The following is a 17,576-nucleotide window of genomic DNA, read 5'->3' as shown; positions in this document are numbered from 1 at the left end:
ATGGCTGAAGTAAAAGTGCCTGAATTAGCAGAATCAATCTCAGAAGGAACGATTGCACAATGGTTAAAACAACCTGGGGAAACAGTGGAAAAGGGAGAATATCTTTTAGAACTTGAAACAGATAAAGTAAATGTTGAAATCATCTCTGATTATGGTGGTACATTATCTGAATTACTAGCAGCTGAAGGGGATACTGTTCAAGTTGGGCAAGCTATAGCTGTAGTTAATGAAGGCAAAACAGGAGACACGGCTTCACCTAAAACAGTAGCTGAGCAAGTAAAAGCTGAAGAAGTTAATCCAGCACCAACTGTTCAGGTAGAAAATGGTGGCCAAAGAACAATCGCTTCACCTGCAGCTCGTAAACTTGCACGTGAAAAAGGAATTGATTTATCCCAAGTGCCTGCTGTAGATCCACTTGGCCGAGTAAGAATCCAAGATGTAATAGCAGCAGCACATGCACCGGTACAAACAAGTGCCCAAGAGCCGGCACCAGCCAAACCAGCGCCTCAAGCGCCAATACAAAACGATGATCGTGTAGAAGTTGTGAAAATGTCTCGTCGTCGTCAAACAATAGCGAAACGGTTAGTAGAAGTTCAACAAGAAGCAGCGATGTTGACAACTTTTAACGAAGTAGACATGACGGCTGTTATGGATTTACGGAAACGTCATAAAGATGCATTTGTTAAACAAAACGATGTGAAGCTTGGTTTCATGTCATTCTTCACAAAAGCTGTAATTGGGGCACTTAAGAAATATCCATTACTTAATGCAGAAATTAACGGGAACGAAATACTTAAGAAAAAATTCTATGACATTGGTGTTGCTGTATCGACAGATGAAGGCTTAGTAGTACCAGTCGTTCGTGATGCAGACCGTAAAAGTTTTGCTGAAATTGAACAATCGATTAGTGATCTTGCTATTAAAGCAAGAAACAATAAATTAGCTCTTTCTGATCTTTCAGGTGGAACGTTCACGATTACAAACGGCGGAACATTTGGATCATTATTATCTACGCCAATACTTAATGCACCACAAGTCGGTATTCTTGGAATGCACAAAATCCAAGTAAGACCTGTAGCCATTGATAATGATAATTTTGAAAATAGACCAATGATGTATTTAGCACTTTCTTATGATCACCGTATCGTCGATGGGAAAGAAGCTGTTGGTTTTCTTGTAACTGTAAAGGAATTGTTAGAAGATCCAGAACAACTATTACTACAAGGTTGAGAAAAAATCCCCAATCAGATTGAATCTGATTGGGGATTTTTTTCTTTTCAGTGGATAAGGGGCGGGGTTTCGCAAAATCAGCTTCGCACCGTCACCTTCATAAAGTTATACAAATTGAGAACCTGAACCTTTTTCATCATAGGACTAGGAGTAGACGTTCAAGGATTAGAAATGAATGATATCATTCTATTAGGATGAATGATTTTGAATAAAAATATTAGAAAATGAATGATTTTGAATGATTTTGATTGAAATTTTTCGACTAATCATTTATTATACAAATATAGCAAGGGAGGTAATTATTTTGTTAACAACTGAGAGGCATCAATTGATTTTAGCTTTGCTGAAAGAGCAAGGAACAATCAAGCTTCAGGACCTCGTTGAGCAGATGAATGCTTCTGAGTCAACCATTAGACGCGATTTAGTTCAATTAGAAGAAATGAAAGCGTTAAAAAGGGTGCACGGTGGTGCTGCATTATTAAAGCAAAAAGGACTTGAACCTTCAATAAATGAAAAAAGGCATGTGCATCATTTAGAAAAACAACAAATTGGCAAACTAGCTGCTTCCTACATCGATAATGGGGATTGTGTTTATCTTGATGCAGGAACGACAATACTTGAAATGATTCCTTTTATTAAGGAAAAGAATGTTACGGTTCTCACAAATGGACTTATGCATCTTCCATTACTTATGGAGGCCGACGTAAAAACATTTCTTGTTGGAGGAAAATTGAAAATTGCAACGAACGCGATTGTAGGTACCCAAGCCGTTCAGTTCCTTTCCGATTATCGTTTTGATAAATGCTTTTTAGGGATGAATGGAATCCATCCAGATTATGGGCTGACAACACCAGATCCTGATGAAGCTCTGTTAAAAATGAGAGCGATTCAATTATCGAATAAATCTTATGTTCTTGCAGATAGTTCTAAACTATTTGAAACCACATTTGCCAGAGTTGGAACTATTGAAGAGGCTACGATAATAACAGATGCAAATGATGAAGAAGCGGTACTATCATTACGAAATCATTCAAATGTAAAGGTTGTGACACCATGATATATACGGTAACACTTAATCCTTCCATCGATTACATAGTGGAAGTTGATCAGTTCAAAGTGAATCAATTAAATCGAACGAAGCGGGATACGAAATTTCCTGGAGGCAAAGGAATAAACGTGTCACGTGTTCTAAATAGAATCAATGTGGATTCTATTGCTCTTGGGTTTTTAGGAGGGTTTACCGGTTCATTCATTCAAGACTTTTTAAAGGGTGAACAAATCCAAACGGACTTTATTGAAGTATCGGAGGATACGAGGATCAATGTTAAATTGAAAAGTGATAGTGAGACGGAAATCAATGGCTTAGGACCAAGTATTTCTAGTCTTCAATATGAACAAATTCTCGAAAAAATTAAACAACTAAAAAGTGGAGATACCATCATATTGGCTGGTAATGTAGCTCCAAATATGCCCTCCGACTTTTATGAAACGGTTTCAAAAGAATGTGGAAATAAGGGGATTGATGTGATCGTTGATACAAGTGGTCCTTCTCTGTTGAATGTGCTGAAACATAAACCGTTTTTAATTAAGCCGAATCATCATGAACTCGGAGAGATCTTTGAAACGGAGGTCCATACAATTGAGGAAGCTGCCTTATACGGTAAGAAACTTGTTGCTTTAGGTGCGAAACATGTCATCGTTTCCATGGCAGGTGATGGCGCAGTCTTATGTACATCTGACAAAATATATACAGCGAACGTACCTAAAGGAAACGTCGTGAATTCAGTTGGAGCAGGTGATTCATTAGTAGCCGGCTTTGTAGGGACGTATAAAAAAACGGGTAATCTTCTTGAGTCGTTTAAATTTAGTATTGCATCGGGAAGTGCGACTGCATTTTCAGCAGACCTTTGTCAAAAAGCCGATATCGAACGTTTAGTATCGCAGATTGAAGTTAGTGAGATTACGGGGGGGGTAAAAGGATGAAAATCACCGATTTATTAAAGAGAGAAACAGTGATCATAGATTTTAAAGCAACGAATAAGCAAGCTGCCATTGATGAATTAGTTGAGAAATTATCAGGTGCTGATCGATTGAATGATAAAGAAGAATATAAAAAAGCGATTTTAGCTCGTGAAGCACAAAGCACGACAGGGATAGGAGAAGGAATCGCTATCCCGCATGCAAAAACAGCTGCAGTAAAAACGCCCAGCATTGCGTTTGCACGATCCACGCAAGGTGTTGATTATGAATCTCTTGATGGTCAGCCAGCACATTTGCTCTTTATGATAGCTGCAAGTGAAGGGGCGAACAATGCTCATTTAGAAACTTTATCAAGATTATCTTCCTTATTGATGGATGCTAGCTTCCGTGATCAATTGTTAGCTGCACAATCAGAATCAGAAGTTATTTCATTAATCGACAAAAAAGAACGAGAAAACGCAGAGGAAGAAGAAGCAGAAAAAAATGAACCGACTTCTCCTTCAGGAAATAAAAAAATCTTGGCTGTTACCGCTTGTCCAACAGGTATCGCACACACCTATATGGCTGCTGATGCACTTAAAGCAAAAGCGAAGGAAATGGGCGTTGATATCAAAGTTGAAACGAATGGTTCAACGGGGATTAAAAATGGCTTAACAGCTTCAGAAATTGAAAAAGCGGATGGGATTATTGTTGCTGCGGATAAACAAGTTGAAATGAATCGATTCGCTGGTAAAAAAGTGGTGATTGTCCCTGTTGCACAAGGTGTACGTAAACCGGAAGAATTGATTACGCGAGCAATAAAAGGCGATGCACCTGTTTATCAAGGTGATAACAGTAAAACAGAAAGCAAAGAAAAAGTAGGAAATGGTATTTATAAGCATTTAATGAGTGGTGTCAGTAATATGCTTCCGTTCGTCGTTGGTGGAGGTATTCTAATTGCCCTGTCCTTTATGTTTGGCATTCATGCAAATGACCCTGCTGATCCAACCTATAATCCGATTGCAAAGGCTTTAAATGATATTGGTGGAGGCGGAGCCTTCTTCTTCCTAGTACCAATCCTTGCAGGTTTCATCGCGAGCAGTATCGCTGATCGACCTGGATTTGCACCTGGTATTGTCGGTGGATACTTAGCAGCAGAAGCTGGCGCTGGATTCCTCGGCGGTTTGATTGCCGGCTTCCTTGCTGGTTATGTAGTTGTAGGTCTAAAAAAACTATTTAATACTCTCCCAGCAACATTGGAAGGAATTAAACCCGTTTTACTTTATCCTGTATTTGGTATTTTAATTACCGGACTCATTATGATGTTTGTAATAAACGGACCGGTCTCAGCGATTAACAGTGGCCTTACGAATTGGCTACAAAGCTTGTCAGGTACGAATGCAGTTTTACTTGGTATTTTGCTAGGCGGGATGATGGCTGTTGATATGGGCGGCCCTATTAATAAAGCAGCCTTTACATTTGGTATCGCAGCAATCGAAGCGCAAAGCTTTGGACCACATGCAGCAGTTATGGCAGGAGGTATGGTTCCGCCACTCGGAATTGCACTAGCAACAATCATCTTTAAGCATAAATTCTCTGATACAGAAAAAAAATCAGGATTTACGAATATTTTCATGGGAGCATCCTTCATAACAGAAGGAGCGATTCCTTTTGCAGCAGCTGATCCATTACGGGTGATTGTAAGTAGTGTGATTGGTGCAGCTACAGCTGGTGGGCTATCTATGTTATTTCAAGTAACTTTGCCTGCTCCACATGGTGGAATTTTTGTTATTCCTCTTGTCAATCACCCATTCCTCTATATTTTAGCGATTTTAATCGGCTCATTAATCACTGGGATTATTCTTGGGCTCTGGAAAAAGAAAACGGTATAACAAATTTTAAGAAGATGACTAATGGAGCTCATTACGCCCTTCATTGGTCATCTTTTTTATATGGAAATCAGAAATTTACTTAAAGAGGATGTTCAAAAAGTCTGGAAAAAAAGCTTGCGAATTGCATCAAAGCTCTGTCTCTCTGGTCCTTGAAACTATCACTCCTCGAATTTCTCGGCTCTTTTTATCCTCCTTTCTGAACACGCATTTAAAAGAATGAGATTATCCACATTTATAGACATGGTAAGAATGAATGAACGAGCAAAAAGCAGCTTGAATAATTCTGCTAAGAGGAGGTATAAGGGATGAATGCAATGGTTGTTTATCTAATAAATACCATAAGGTGAAATCAATTCTAATGTAAGTTCATGCACAGCTTCCATGTTATTCAATGGCTAAATTATGTAAAGTAAAAAGAATTTGCGTATAAACGCTGATATGATACGTTTATACGCAATTATATGAAGTCAGCCATGTGATTTCTATTTTTTTCCTTGATTTCCTTGGGAAAAATTAAACACTGAAAAACACTTGAATGCTTGTTATCCTTGTGAAGTGCTTAACAAGGAGGTTACAGGATGAAACTTTTAAGTATTGTGATATGTATCATCACTTTTAGTATAATTTCAATAGGGTATAATTTACCTGTAAATACATCAAAGGTATATGCAGCGGAGAAACAACATATTGCAAAACAAGGGGAAACGATTTGGGATATCGCAAAGCAATATGGTGTGCCAATTCAACAGTTAAAGAAAGTTAATGATAATGAAAATAATGTCGTTATTCCAGGAGAAACATTTATCATACCTACTAGTATTAGTAATAGTGATAAAGAGCTATTAAGCAGATTAGTTCATGCAGAAGCAAAGGGAGAACCATATGAAGGCAAAGTTGCAGTTGCAGCTGTTGTTTTGAACCGTGTTCATGATGATGCTTTTCCAGATACGATTTCTGAAGTCATTTATCAGGACAATCAATTTTCTCCGGTAGATGACGGTAGTATCAAACAACCTGCTGATGAAGATTCGAAAAAAGCTGTTAATGAAGCACTCGCAATTCAAGGCTATACGTATGATCAATTATATTTTTATAATCCGAGCATTTCAAGCAGTAAATGGATGAGAACGCTACATGTAACGAAAATAATCGGTGGGCATCATTTTGCTATATAAACCATATTAAGGGATGAAGAAGGTTGACGCTTCTTCATCCCTTTTTCTTTAATACAGCAAAGAAGTGGAGTATAATAAATGAGATGAATAATAAAAGGCTGGATTTCCTAAAAAAGGAAAAGTGATGGCCGGGAATTTGGAGCTGAATGAATGGCAAATACTCATGTTTATACAAAGAAAGAAGAAGTTGCCAATGCAATCACGCACGGTATCGGTGTATTGCTTAGTATCGCAGCTTTAGTATTTTTAATCATTTTTTCAGCGAAGCAAGGAAATGCCTGGTATGTGACAGCTGCTACGATTTATGGCATTTCGATGATTACCTTATTTGTAGCATCAACTTTGGTGCATAGCTTTCCAGAAGGAAAAACGAAAGATGTATTTGAGATTTTCGATCATTCAGCTATCTATTTTTTCATCGCTGGTACATATACCCCGATTATGCTTATTGCTGTTCATGGTACCCTAGGTTGGACACTGCTCAGTATCGTCTGGGGAGTAGCTGTTGTAGGGACTGTCTTTAAAACATTCTTTGTGAAAAAATTTCTATTTCTTTCGACCCTTTTGTATATTGCGATGGGGTGGATGATTGTCATTGCTTGGGGACCATTATCATCAAATTTGCCTGCAATGGGTGTCAACCTATTAATGATAGGTGGCTTACTTTACACGGTTGGAGCCATTTTCTATGTATGGCGTGGGTTTCCATATCATCATGCGGTATGGCATTTATTTGTATTAGGCGGATCTGCTGCACACTTTTTTGCTGTATTGTTGTATATACTCCCAATTCAGATATTGTAAAAAAATCTATGGAGCCGATAATTGACCAAAATGGCTGGTCTATTATAGGCTCTTTTCTTGTTTATCTATTTTGTAGGGTTTATATTTTTAAAATTGGGAAATATATAAATTATGAATCGCGAGGAGGTACAATATGATGAAAAAATCGTTAAAGATATTATTTGTTTCAGTTGCAGCCTTTCTTTTGTTAGCTGCTTGTGGAAATAAAAACGCTGTTAATAATCCCCCGGTGGAAGAAAAGGCCGGACAAACAAATAGCGGAAATGCCAATGTAGATCAGGATCAAATTCAGAACGCAGAATTGGCTTCTAACGTTAAATTTAAGGAATTTGAACTTGATGTGGAGTATGTGGATGGTAAAGAGTATAGTGCTGATTTTGACACAATGGGTTCAGATATGGAAGCATCCGTTAAAGATGAAGTTAATGGGGAGCGCATATATGGTGATGACGCGATGAATCAATTAAAGACTAAATTCGACCAACTAACCTTCACAAAAGATACTTCAGATAATGAAGTCATAAAAGAAGTGCTTCAAGTTTTTAAACTTGATGAGAATTATCATGATTTTGAATTAGACGTTCATTTCGATGATGGTACAAAAAAAGAATACAAGCATCAAAAATAAATAAAAAAGGAGCAGCAGTGCTGTTCCTTTTTTATTTATTTTTGATTAAGCCAAAGTGCTCTTAGGAAGTACTTTGGCTGACTCTAACCTAGAGCGGAGGAGAATGCCTAACCAGCCAGCAAGTATTGCTTTTGCAATACCGACAACGATGAAAGGGAGAAAACCTCCTGCAAATGCAGCTGTCCAAGACAGCGAAGCTGCAATCTTAAGCCAAGCCGTACCGATTAGTAATGGAAAGAACATGGAAATGATGTTAGCGATGATTGCATGAAACACGTTGTACTTCGTTTTTTCAAGATAAAAGCCAATGAAGTAAGCAGCTGGAATAAAGCCGATTAAATAGCCACCGGTAGGTCCGAAGATAATTGAAATGCCACTTTTCAACTCTGCAAATACAGGTATTCCAACCGCTCCAATTAATAAGTAAAGTAGTACAGAATAAGTTCCTCTTTTTGCGCCTAATATTGTTGCAGCTAAGCCAACTGCTAATGTTTGTCCTGTAAATGGAACAGGGGGAATTGGAATCGTGAATTGTGAGAGGATTCCAATAATTGCTGCGAATAAAGCAATAATAATAAGATTGACTAGCCGAGTTTGACTTTTAGTTTGCAAGATTTTCACTCCTTTTGTTAACTTTAAAGTTAATTTGGTTTACAATTGAATTTTAAACGTGATGCCGTTGACTGTCAATCTATTATTTTTAATTTTTTTGGGAATAGAGTGAAAACGAGAATCCTTATAGAAATTTCAAAAAAAACGAAACCTTCGCAAAACAAATTCGTATAGTAGGTAAGCAACAAAAAAAAGAAAGAGAGGAGTGCTTTACCAGTCATGTAAATGAGATGTATGCCCAAAGTTAAAATTCGAGATAAAAGGATGAGGACGATGGAGATATTTGGATTACCACTTGAAACAATTTACTTATATACCTTAATTATATCTGGTGTATTGACCCTATTATTTATTTTATTCGGTGATATCCTTTCCGGCTTGGAAGCTCCTGATTACTTAAATCCGGTATTAATCCTCGCTTTTCTCACCGTTTTCGGTGCTTCAGGCTATCTTTTTGAAAAGGTAACGAACTTGCATAGTGGTTTATCTGCAGTAATATCTGGATGCAGTGCTCTCCTGATTGTCAGCTTGTTGAATATATTCATTCTTATTCCTTTATCATCTGCAGAAGAATCACTATCCATTTCCGAATCGGATTTGAAAGGACGAATTGGAAAAGTGTTAACATCCGTTCCAGTGGATGGTTTTGGGGAAGTGTTGATTGAAAGTGCAAGCGGTTCGATTGCTAAGCCTGCAGTAAGCTTTGATAATGAAGCAATTCCAGAAGCATCGCTCGTATTAGTGATTGAAGTGAAAAATGGTGTATTACATGTTTTGCCACATCAACAGATAGAAATTGGATAGGGGGATATTATAGATGATAGAATATTTATGGATTATTGGAGTAGTCGTTGTTTTATTAATAGCTCTTGTTGGGGTTTTTATAACGAAATATCGTACTGCAGGACCTGATGAGGCTTTAATTATTACAGGTAGTTACTTAGGAAACAAAAATGTACACACAGATGAATCAGGAAATAAAATTAAAATCGTCCGAGGTGGCGGAGCGTTCGTACTTCCAGTTTTTCAACAAGCAGAACCAATAAGCCTGTTATCTAGTAAATTGGAAGTTTCCACACCTGAAGTTTATACAGAGCAAGGTGTTCCAGTAATGGCAGATGGCGTGTCCATTATTAAGATTGGAAGCACAATCAATGAGATTGCGACTGCTGCCGAACAATTTTTAGGAAAAGCGAAGGAAGACCGTGAACAAGAAGCGCGTGAAGTACTTGAAGGACATTTGCGTTCCATCCTTGGTTCAATGACAGTAGAGGAGATTTATAAAAACCGTGAGAAATTTTCACAAGAAGTTCAGCGTGTGGCTTCCCAGGATCTTGCGAAAATGGGTTTGGTGATTGTGTCATTCACCATTAAAGATGTTCGTGATAAGAACGGCTATCTTGATTCACTCGGTAAACCTCGAATTGCTCAAGTGAAACGGGATGCGGATATTGCTACCGCTGAAGCAGATAAAGAAACAAGAATCAAACGTGCTGAAGCATCGAAAGAAGCCCAACAAGCTGAACTTGAACGAGCAACAGAAATTGCCGAAGCTGAAAAAATCAATAAACTGAAAATCGCTGAATTCCGTAGAGAACAGGATATCGCAAAAGCTCGAGCTGACCAAGCGTACGACCTAGAGACAGCTCGTTCGAAACAGGAAGTAACGGAGCAAGAAATGCAAATCAAAATCATTGAGCGGCAAAAGCAAATTGAACTTGAGGAAAAAGAGATTCTTCGTCGTGAAAAACAATATGATTCAGAAGTGAAGAAAAAAGCAGATGCAGATCGCTATGCTGTTGAACAGGCTGCTTCAGCAAATAAAATGAAAGATATTGCCGAGACAGATGCGAATAAATACCGTGTTGAAGCAATGGCGAAAGCAGAAGCAGAAAAAATTAGAGTTGACGGTTTAGCAAAAGCGGAAGCACAAAAAGCCCAAGGAACGACTGAAGCTGAAATCATTCGATTAAAAGGGGTTGCAGAAGCAGAAGCAAAACAAAAAATCGCAGAGGCATTCGAACAGTTTGGTCAAGCGGCTGTTATGGACATGATTTTGAAAATGCTTCCTGAATACGCGAAACAAGTAGCAGCTCCATTAGGTAATATTGATAAGATTACAGTAGTGGATACTGGAAGCAATGGCCCGAACAGCGGTGCTAATAAAGTAACCGGCTATGCGACTAACCTTATGTCAACATTACAGGAATCACTGAAGGCTTCTTCTGGAATTGATGTGAAGGATTTACTAGAAAGTTTTGCTGGTAAAAGAAATCCTTATATAGACCGAAATCGTTCGGAAACTGAACTTATTGAAACGAACTTAACAACGGCTGCAAGCAAAGAAACGAAAGAAAAATAATAGATTGCAAGGATATAGAAGGGTCTGACCACGTACTCTAAATCCAGTATATAGTGTTAAATACACTTCTTATATACTGGATTTAATAGTTTCGGTGTCGGATCCTTTTTTTGATACAGCAAAGGAGAATAAGTAGGAAAGGGAATGCAGACGACGTGATACGGAACGGCTTTTTACTGTTTGAAGCTTCACGTAATTAGTCGATTTGTGTAGCTGATTTAACAAATCTAAGACGATTGCCTATGCAAATAAGATTATAGAACATACAGCTAATAGGAATAGGAATTTAGAAAAAACCGAGGAGGATTATTAATGAACCAAGAATTTCCTTACTTTTATCATGATCTCAGAGGACCTGTATATGGTGGTCGGCCAGGATTTGGGGGAGGACCGGGATTCGGTGGGTTTGGCTTTGGTGGTTTTGGCAGCGGATTAGCTGGCGGTTTGCTCGGTGGGCTCGCTGCGGGTGCTTTATTAGGCGGAAGTTTTGGAGGATATGGTGTCAGGCCGAGACCATACCCTTATCCTTATCCCTACCAGTATCCTAATTATGGGGGGTATCCAGTCTACCGATGACCTAATTAGGAATGTATTCCAAGTAGACCTCGTCATCTGTACACGTATCCAGTGTTTAGTATTTACGAGGTCTAAATCTATGCATTCGGATATTTGCATGACTTCCTCATAGGATCAATTCCAATTAAATCGGTCAAATATCTTCGTAATTTAACCACTAGACAGCGCGGAAAGGTAAACTTATCACTTGAAAAGGTAGATGAAATATACCTTCTCCAATTAACTCTCCGAAGAACTCCTTTATTTTTTAGAATCGATTCTTTTTTCGCTTTTTCATCCGTTTAGTCATACTTAAATACACCATTCAAAAGTAATATTTTAATGGTTCTAGCATGCTGGATCTTAGATCAAAAGTATATCATTTTATCCCGGTTTAACAAGCTTGTAATACCCCAACCTCAATTTTTGTAAAAAATAGTGGGGGATAAACAGCCTGTAAATCCCCCATTGATGGAAGTTTCACTTTATCAATTGACCCAATTATTTTTAATGAAGATATTTTGAAAAATTCTAAAATGAAAAGCGAATTCATCAAAGAAAAGTGGTTCATTTTGTTGGAACTCGTAGCACTCTAAAAACTTCTCCAATATTTCTGGTTTTGTTTTTCCTAGTAAATTAGTTACATAAAGCTGATATTGGAATTTTTCGTATAAAAACAGCAGTCCTGCATCCTCAAAGAGATCTTTTGTTTCGTTCGTATGCATGAATCATCACTCCTTACTTCCATTATGCCAAAATGGCTCCAACATAAACCTCGGTAGAATAAATGAAAAAATAAAAAGTGAAGGGGATATTAATGAAACAATTTATGCATTTTAACAATTACCTCGTCAGAATATAGTATGGTATGCTTATTCCAGAAATTGATTAAATTAAGTATTCAGGGCTCTAAGTTTCAACCAAATAAAGAAAAGGTGACTCATTTTGAGTCACCCACGGATTCAACCTATTAATACATGGCAGCAATTTGCTTTTGAAGTTCGCCATTTTCAAGATATTCATCATATGTTACTTGTTTATCTACCATACCACTTGGAGTTATTTCAATAATGCGGTTAGCAATCGTTTGAGTAAACTGATGATCATGTGATGCAAAAATCAATGAGCCTTTAAAATTAATAAGGCCGTTATTCAAAGCAGTGATTGATTCTAAATCAAGGTGAGATGTTGGTTCATCAAGCATTAGAACATTCGAACCACTCAACATCATTTTTGATAACATACAACGAACCTTTTCCCCACCAGAAAGAACACTAGGTTTTTTCAGTACTTCTTCACCAGAGAAGAGCATTCTTCCTAAGAAACCACGCAGGAAGTTTTCTGTTTGATCATTTGGTGAGTACTGACGTAACCAATCCACTAATGTAGTGTCAACACCTTCAAAGTATTCAGCATTGTCTTTAGGGAAATAGGCTTGAGAGGTTGTTACACCCCATTTGAATGAGCCACTATCTGGCTCCATTTCGCCTGCCAAAATTTTAAACAATGTTGTTTTAGCAATTTCGTCTTTCCCAACAAAAGCAATTTTGTCGTCTTTATTTATAATGAAGCTTACATTGTCTAATACTTTAACACCGTCAATTGTTTTTGAGATGTCTTCAACACGTAATAAATCATTTCCAATCTCACGTTCCGGTGTGAACGCAACATATGGATAACGACGAGATGATGGTTGAATATCATCTAAAGTGATTTTTTCAAGAGATTTTTTACGAGAAGTTGCTTGACTTGATTTAGAAGCGTTGGCACTAAACCTTGCCACGAAGGCTTGTAATTCTTTAATTTTTTCTTCTTTTTTCTTGTTGGCATCTTGAGCCATTTTAAGTGCAAGTTGGCTTGATTCATACCAGAAATCATAGTTTCCGACGTATACTTTGATTTTACCGAAATCAAGATCAGCGATATGCGTACAAACTTTATTTAAGAAGTAACGGTCATGCGAAACAACGATGACCGTGTTTTCAAAGTTGATTAAGAATTCTTCTAACCATTTAATTGCTTTTAAGTCAAGATGGTTGGTAGGCTCATCTAGTAGAAGAACGTCCGGTTTACCAAATAGGGCTTGAGCAAGTAATACTTTCACTTTCTCTCCACCTGATAATTCAGCCATTTTCTTTGTGTGAAGATCTTCACCAATTCCTAGACCTTTAAGAAGGATAGCCGCTTCAGATTCTGCTTCCCATCCGTTCATGTCAGCAAATTCACCTTCAAGTTCAGCTGCTTTCATGCCGTCTTCGTCCGTGAAATTCTCTTTCATGTAGATGGCATCTTTTTCTTGCATCACTTGGTACAGTTTCTCATGTCCCATAATAACAACTTTAAGTACTTCATGTTCTTCGAATTCAAAATGGTTTTGTTTTAAAATAGCAAGGCGTTCACCTGGTCCCATGTGAACGTCGCCTGTTTGTGCTTCTATTTCACCAGAAAGGATTTTTAGAAATGTAGATTTTCCAGCTCCATTTGCCCCAATCAGACCGTAACAGTTACCGGGATTGAACTTTATATTAACTTCATCAAATAATTTACGGTCACCATAGCGCAAGCCGACATTATTAACAGTAATCATTTACATACATACCTCCAATGACAATATCTATAAAAGTATACCATGTATTGTTGCCACGGAGAAATGTTTTCAGATAAACTGTGATTTTATCTGAAAATAGCTGATATAAATTATCGATTCAAGCGGTTATTTGTAAAAATGAACGATATTTAAGTGGAAAGTTGATAATTGTCAAAAAAATATCAAAAATTTGAAACTTTATTACTGTTAAATACGTTTAATAATATATAGATACAATATTATTGTGGGGGTGGATGTTCATGTCGAGAAGTTTAATATTAGTAGGAATATGCAGCTCGATTATTCTACTCGGCTCCTGCAGTTTTTTTTCAGTGCATAATACAGATGAGGATAAGTTTCTGGAAATGGCTATCATTGATGAAAATTTACAATTAAAAAGTAAAGTAGCTGAATTAGAGGAACAAATAATCATGCTGGAAAAGAATCAACAAACTGCTTTTGGAATTAATGATGATGTGTTCCTTTTTATCAAAGCGATTGAAACTAAGGATCTTGTTGAATTGAAGAATAGGGTGGCAGTAAACGTTAGCATTGAGTCAACAGGCATTACATTTGATAATGGAAATTCTTTAAGATATGGCTTTAGTAAATCTAAAGATTGTATAGATTATATGAAATTGAAAGATCATGAGATTAATTTTGACAAAGGGACTTTCGTATATGAAGTTTTTTCAGTCGGTAATAAAACGGAAGCAAAACATATTTCTGTTGAAGTCGTTCAGCAGGAAAATGGCTGGAAAATTAATAACGTTACAGGGGAAATTTAATAAAAATTTTAAAATAGGAGGAGGGTAGTTAATGAGGCGTCCCGTTCTTAATAATGTTGAAATTTTAGCTGAAAGAAATGATCTTTATTTTAGTTGAGTAAATATGAAAAGTGACCGGTGTAGAAGAATAAAAAGATTTTAATTCTATTAAAAATGGGGATTATATTTGCTTCAGCTAAGTGAAATGATGTCACAATCCTTTCAGAAAGGTTGTAGTTCATGGAGATATGCTACTGTTATGAAAAATATAAAGATGAGCTTCCTAAGGGGATAAAAATAAAATGTTTCAGGGATGCGTGTAAAAATTATAGAGAGCACCATGCAGGAGTATATAAAAGAATGGAGGATCTTGAAGAGAGCGAGTAAAGGCCAGCTTACTCGCTTCTGTATGTATGCTCTTGTATAAAAAGTAATTACAGTCTTGATGTTAGAAGTTTTGGTTAATGATAAATGTTTTTTTAGCACCTTTTCTTGCTCTTAGTGAATTCAGAGTAACCCTAACAAAAAGGCATAAAATAAAGAATTTTTATTATTACAAAATAGAAAACGATGAAAGTGTAGGGGCTATTTTAGTCATTATCAATAATGGAGAAAATAACTGGCCTTTACTTTTTTGTGGAAATAATATGAATGAAGAGTCATTATTTTTAATACATATAACTAATCCTGTTGATTTGTTTTTTAATGAAGGACAAGGAGATAATAAATGGTTTCGGGATTAGAATTGCTGATTTCAAGCCCCATTTGAATGATTGTAAAGACCTGCTGATAGATCCCCCTTTTTCAACATTTTATCAATAATATGGACTAAGAGAGCCTTTAGAATTGAAAAAGATTATGAAGTGTAAATGATAATTAACTGTGATGACTCATCAAATTGGGTTCACGTCTTGAGCAAAATCTTTATTTTAACTCATCAACTTTTAATACAGTTCCATCGGTTGCATCCACGGTAACCTCTGCTTCACGATGATCAGCTGTACTTATTTCAAAATTATAGACTAAGCGATTATTAAAATATTGTAAATCCGCTTCAGTTATTGTCCCTCTTACTTGATCTAACGCTAATTCTTTTGCATGCGCTAGAGAAATGTTTGGAGAAACATTTTGATGATTATTTACTTCAACTTTGAGTTCACCTTCACTTAATAAGTTTTGATCGATTTCGATAACATTACCTGTTTGGGCATCTATATCCACTTCGAATTTTTTATCTTGCTTTACGATAATAACTTCGTATTTTTTACCCTCGGTATCTTCTTCTAAATGAGTATTCGTAACTATACCACCTTTTGTTGTTTTCAGAGCAAGTTCGTTTGCTTTTTGCTCAGTAATTGTTTGAGCTTTTACATTTTTTTGTGAAGGTTCAATTATTTGTGGTGTTGTAGGTTCGTTACCTGTCAACGCATAAACACTAGCCCCTAGACCACCTATGACTATCGCACCAGTTAATAGCTTGGTTATTAATTGCATGGTTTTAAACCTCCCTGATTTGTCTGTATTTATTTTTATCATAATCCATGGAATTTATAGAAAAAGAAAGAGATGGTTAATATTTCCTTGAAGAAGTATAAGAATATAAAGAGTTCAGTTTTTTTGACTTGCTTTATTGCTTTTTATAAACGGAATACGATCATTTTTGACAGCACTTAAAATTATAATGGTATGTGTAGATTGGATTGAATCTTATTTTCGACAACTGGAATTGGGTCATGTCGACGAAGGTATTAAATCTGGATGGTTGCTGGTAATCTATATTTTGGCGGAAGCTTCATTTTAATGTTGATAGTAGGAATCGAAAGTAGGGAGTGTAGTGGAATGGAAGATCGATATTTACAGCAGAAGCGATTTAAGATGCTTGGTACAGAAGGTCAGCGAAAGCTTCAGGAAGCGAATGTGACCATTATTGGCTGTGGAGCGCTCGGGTCAGCGGCTGCAGATATCCTCGCCCGTGCTGGTATTGGCACAATAATACTTGTAGATCGAGATTATGTTGAATTCTCCAATTTACACAGACAAACACTATACACCGAACAAGACGCTATAGATATGATTCCTAAAGTAGAAGCTGCTAAAAGACGACTATATCAAGTCAATCACCATGTTGCCGTTGAAGCGATCTTTGATCATGCTGACGCACAAATGGTTGAACAATTCGCCGGCAGAAGCGATATTATTGTCGACGGGACGGATAATTTTGAAACAAGGCTGATCATCAATGACGCTTGTTTGAAGCATCAAATTCCGTGGATTTACGGTGCGTGTGTGGGAAGTACAAGTGTTGTTAAATCATTTCATGGAGATTCATCTGCCTGTTTTCGCTGTCTGTTACCAGTTTTACCGGCTATGAACGAAACATGTACTACATCAGGTGTAATTGCTCCAGCCGTTTATATGACAGCAGCATACCAATGTGCAGAAGTGTTCAAATATTTAAGTGGCGATATCGATCATATGCATAAAGAATTAGTCTGGCTCGATGTATGGACGAACCAACATCACAAGTTTGGAATTGAAAAAATAAAGCGAATAAATTGCCCTTCTTGTGGCGAGAAACGTACATACCCGTCACTTAAACGTATCAATCAAACTAAATCCACTTCATTTTGTGGTCGTTCAACTGCACAAATTATTCCAGCAACAGGGCGAACGCTCACACTTGATGATGGTGAACATGTAGCAAACAGTCAAAACCTCCCATTCAAACGAACCCCTTACTTTGTTCAAATCGACTATAAAGGTTGCCGCTTAATGCTGTTTGCTAATGGTCGCCTACTCTTTCATGGTATCCAAGATGTGAACGAAGCTAATTCGCTGTATCATCAATTATTTGGCTGAAACTGCATGATTGAATCTAGCTGGAATTTTATAATACCCGTCCGAATAGTAGTAGAACAGTCAGGCTTTTTTTATTCGGATTTATCGTCCCAAGGAATGTTGTGTTTTAAGCGCTGTGTCTTCCAGAGAATACTCATATTGATCGA

Annotated in this window: 17 protein-coding genes; 13 read left to right on the top strand and 4 right to left on the bottom strand. The window is 37.1% G+C overall.

The features are described from left to right. The 7 genes from odhB to AC625_RS13840 all read left to right on the top strand — a co-directional run bounded on the left by odhB (position 1) and on the right by AC625_RS13840 (position 7,688). Positions 1–1,230, top strand: coding sequence for a 2-oxoglutarate dehydrogenase complex dihydrolipoyllysine-residue succinyltransferase (gene odhB / locus AC625_RS13870; RefSeq protein WP_049681805.1), 1,230 nt, complete (start codon positions 1–3; stop codon positions 1,228–1,230). Positions 1,231–1,534: 304 nt separating this feature from the next. Next, on the top strand, positions 1,535–2,287 hold the full coding sequence (locus AC625_RS13865) for a DeoR/GlpR family DNA-binding transcription regulator (RefSeq protein ID WP_049681804.1): 753 nt from the start codon (positions 1,535–1,537) through the stop codon (positions 2,285–2,287). After that, the gene (pfkB, locus tag AC625_RS13860) at positions 2,284–3,213 is read left to right on the top strand and encodes a 1-phosphofructokinase (RefSeq protein WP_049681803.1); all 930 of its coding nucleotides are present in this window, start codon (positions 2,284–2,286) and stop codon (positions 3,211–3,213) included. Before AC625_RS13865 ends, pfkB begins: the two co-directional genes overlap by 4 nt. Beyond that, positions 3,210–5,081: a PTS fructose transporter subunit IIABC gene (locus AC625_RS13855; RefSeq protein ID WP_049681802.1), complete on the top strand. Its 1,872-nt coding sequence runs from the start codon at positions 3,210–3,212 to the stop codon at positions 5,079–5,081. Before pfkB ends, AC625_RS13855 begins: the two co-directional genes overlap by 4 nt. Before the next feature lie 578 nt (positions 5,082–5,659). Continuing rightward, positions 5,660–6,256: a cell wall hydrolase gene (locus AC625_RS13850; RefSeq protein WP_053178105.1), complete on the top strand. Its 597-nt coding sequence runs from the start codon at positions 5,660–5,662 to the stop codon at positions 6,254–6,256. Between the two features lie 150 nt (positions 6,257–6,406). Then, positions 6,407–7,060, top strand: coding sequence for a PAQR family membrane homeostasis protein TrhA (gene trhA / locus AC625_RS13845; protein WP_049681801.1), 654 nt, complete (start codon positions 6,407–6,409; stop codon positions 7,058–7,060). A gap of 133 nt (positions 7,061–7,193) precedes the next feature. After that, entirely contained in the window at positions 7,194–7,688 is a 495-nt protein-coding gene (locus AC625_RS13840) for a YusW family protein (protein ID WP_049681800.1), read from the top strand. 45 nt (positions 7,689–7,733) lie between these two features. Here AC625_RS13840 and AC625_RS13835 read toward each other — a convergent pair whose 3' ends face one another. After that, the gene (locus tag AC625_RS13835; protein ID WP_049681799.1) at positions 7,734–8,300 is read right to left on the bottom strand and encodes a biotin transporter BioY; all 567 of its coding nucleotides are present in this window, start codon (positions 8,298–8,300) and stop codon (positions 7,734–7,736) included. A gap of 273 nt (positions 8,301–8,573) precedes the next feature. Here AC625_RS13835 and AC625_RS13830 point away from each other — a divergent pair, with 273 nt between their 5' ends. From AC625_RS13830 to AC625_RS13820, 3 genes are all read left to right on the top strand, one after another. Next, positions 8,574–9,104: an NfeD family protein gene (locus AC625_RS13830; protein WP_049681798.1), complete on the top strand. Its 531-nt coding sequence runs from the start codon at positions 8,574–8,576 to the stop codon at positions 9,102–9,104. 13 nt (positions 9,105–9,117) lie between these two features. Continuing rightward, positions 9,118–10,662: a flotillin lipid rafts scaffold protein FloT gene (locus AC625_RS13825; protein ID WP_049681797.1), complete on the top strand. Its 1,545-nt coding sequence runs from the start codon at positions 9,118–9,120 to the stop codon at positions 10,660–10,662. Between the two features lie 312 nt (positions 10,663–10,974). Then, a complete protein-coding gene (locus AC625_RS13820; RefSeq protein ID WP_049681796.1) occupies positions 10,975–11,238 on the top strand; it encodes a hypothetical protein in 264 nt (87 codons plus the stop codon). A gap of 467 nt (positions 11,239–11,705) precedes the next feature. Here AC625_RS13820 and AC625_RS13815 read toward each other — a convergent pair whose 3' ends face one another. Continuing rightward, a complete protein-coding gene (locus AC625_RS13815) occupies positions 11,706–11,942 on the bottom strand; it encodes a hypothetical protein (protein WP_049681795.1) in 237 nt (78 codons plus the stop codon). 245 nt (positions 11,943–12,187) lie between these two features. After that, positions 12,188–13,804 (bottom strand): ABC-F family ATP-binding cassette domain-containing protein, encoded by a 1,617-nt coding sequence (locus tag AC625_RS13810; RefSeq protein WP_049681794.1) that lies wholly within the window; start codon positions 13,802–13,804, stop codon positions 12,188–12,190. Between the two features lie 260 nt (positions 13,805–14,064). Between AC625_RS13810 and AC625_RS13805 the strand changes: the two genes are divergently transcribed. Beyond that, the gene (locus tag AC625_RS13805) at positions 14,065–14,592 is read left to right on the top strand and encodes a hypothetical protein (RefSeq protein ID WP_049681793.1); all 528 of its coding nucleotides are present in this window, start codon (positions 14,065–14,067) and stop codon (positions 14,590–14,592) included. Between the two features lie 443 nt (positions 14,593–15,035). After that, positions 15,036–15,314 carry a hypothetical protein gene (locus AC625_RS13800; protein ID WP_049681792.1) on the top strand — a complete coding sequence of 93 codons (279 nt, stop codon included), beginning with the start codon at positions 15,036–15,038 and terminating at the stop codon, positions 15,312–15,314. A 181-nt stretch (positions 15,315–15,495) separates the two neighbouring features. Here AC625_RS13800 and AC625_RS13795 read toward each other — a convergent pair whose 3' ends face one another. After that, positions 15,496–16,065 (bottom strand): PepSY domain-containing protein, encoded by a 570-nt coding sequence (locus AC625_RS13795; protein WP_049681791.1) that lies wholly within the window; start codon positions 16,063–16,065, stop codon positions 15,496–15,498. A 345-nt stretch (positions 16,066–16,410) separates the two neighbouring features. Between AC625_RS13795 and AC625_RS13790 the strand changes: the two genes are divergently transcribed. Then, a complete protein-coding gene (locus AC625_RS13790) occupies positions 16,411–17,430 on the top strand; it encodes a ThiF family adenylyltransferase (protein ID WP_049681790.1) in 1,020 nt (339 codons plus the stop codon). Positions 17,431–17,576: the final 146 nt, after the last annotated feature.

The organism is Peribacillus loiseleuriae (assembly GCF_001183985.1).
Lineage (GTDB): Bacteria > Bacillota > Bacilli > Bacillales > DSM-1321 > Peribacillus > Peribacillus loiseleuriae.
Note: the sequence above shows the minus strand (reverse complement) of the source record. Positions and strands in the feature narration are given on the sequence as shown.

Excerpts from the sequence above, each read along its gene's own strand:
- AC625_RS13840 (WP_049681800.1), top strand. The coding sequence starts at position 7,194 with ATGATGAAAAAATCGTTAAAGATATTATTTGTTTCAGTTGCAGCCTTT.
- odhB (WP_049681805.1), top strand. The coding sequence starts at position 1 with ATGGCTGAAGTAAAAGTGCCTGAATTAGCAGAATCAATCTCAGAAGGA.
- AC625_RS13825 (WP_049681797.1), top strand. The coding sequence starts at position 9,118 with ATGATAGAATATTTATGGATTATTGGAGTAGTCGTTGTTTTATTAATA.
- AC625_RS13850 (WP_053178105.1), top strand. The coding sequence starts at position 5,660 with ATGAAACTTTTAAGTATTGTGATATGTATCATCACTTTTAGTATAATT.
- AC625_RS13830 (WP_049681798.1), top strand. The coding sequence starts at position 8,574 with ATGGAGATATTTGGATTACCACTTGAAACAATTTACTTATATACCTTA.
- AC625_RS13790 (WP_049681790.1), top strand. The coding sequence starts at position 16,411 with ATGGAAGATCGATATTTACAGCAGAAGCGATTTAAGATGCTTGGTACA.
- AC625_RS13800 (WP_049681792.1), top strand. The coding sequence starts at position 15,036 with ATGATAAATGTTTTTTTAGCACCTTTTCTTGCTCTTAGTGAATTCAGA.
- AC625_RS13795 (WP_049681791.1), bottom strand. The coding sequence starts at position 16,065 with ATGCAATTAATAACCAAGCTATTAACTGGTGCGATAGTCATAGGTGGT.
- trhA (WP_049681801.1), top strand. The coding sequence starts at position 6,407 with ATGGCAAATACTCATGTTTATACAAAGAAAGAAGAAGTTGCCAATGCA.
- AC625_RS13810 (WP_049681794.1), bottom strand. The coding sequence starts at position 13,804 with ATGATTACTGTTAATAATGTCGGCTTGCGCTATGGTGACCGTAAATTA.
- AC625_RS13820 (WP_049681796.1), top strand. The coding sequence starts at position 10,975 with ATGAACCAAGAATTTCCTTACTTTTATCATGATCTCAGAGGACCTGTA.
- AC625_RS13805 (WP_049681793.1), top strand. The coding sequence starts at position 14,065 with ATGTCGAGAAGTTTAATATTAGTAGGAATATGCAGCTCGATTATTCTA.
- AC625_RS13855 (WP_049681802.1), top strand. The coding sequence starts at position 3,210 with ATGAAAATCACCGATTTATTAAAGAGAGAAACAGTGATCATAGATTTT.
- pfkB (WP_049681803.1), top strand. The coding sequence starts at position 2,284 with ATGATATATACGGTAACACTTAATCCTTCCATCGATTACATAGTGGAA.
- AC625_RS13815 (WP_049681795.1), bottom strand. The coding sequence starts at position 11,942 with ATGCATACGAACGAAACAAAAGATCTCTTTGAGGATGCAGGACTGCTG.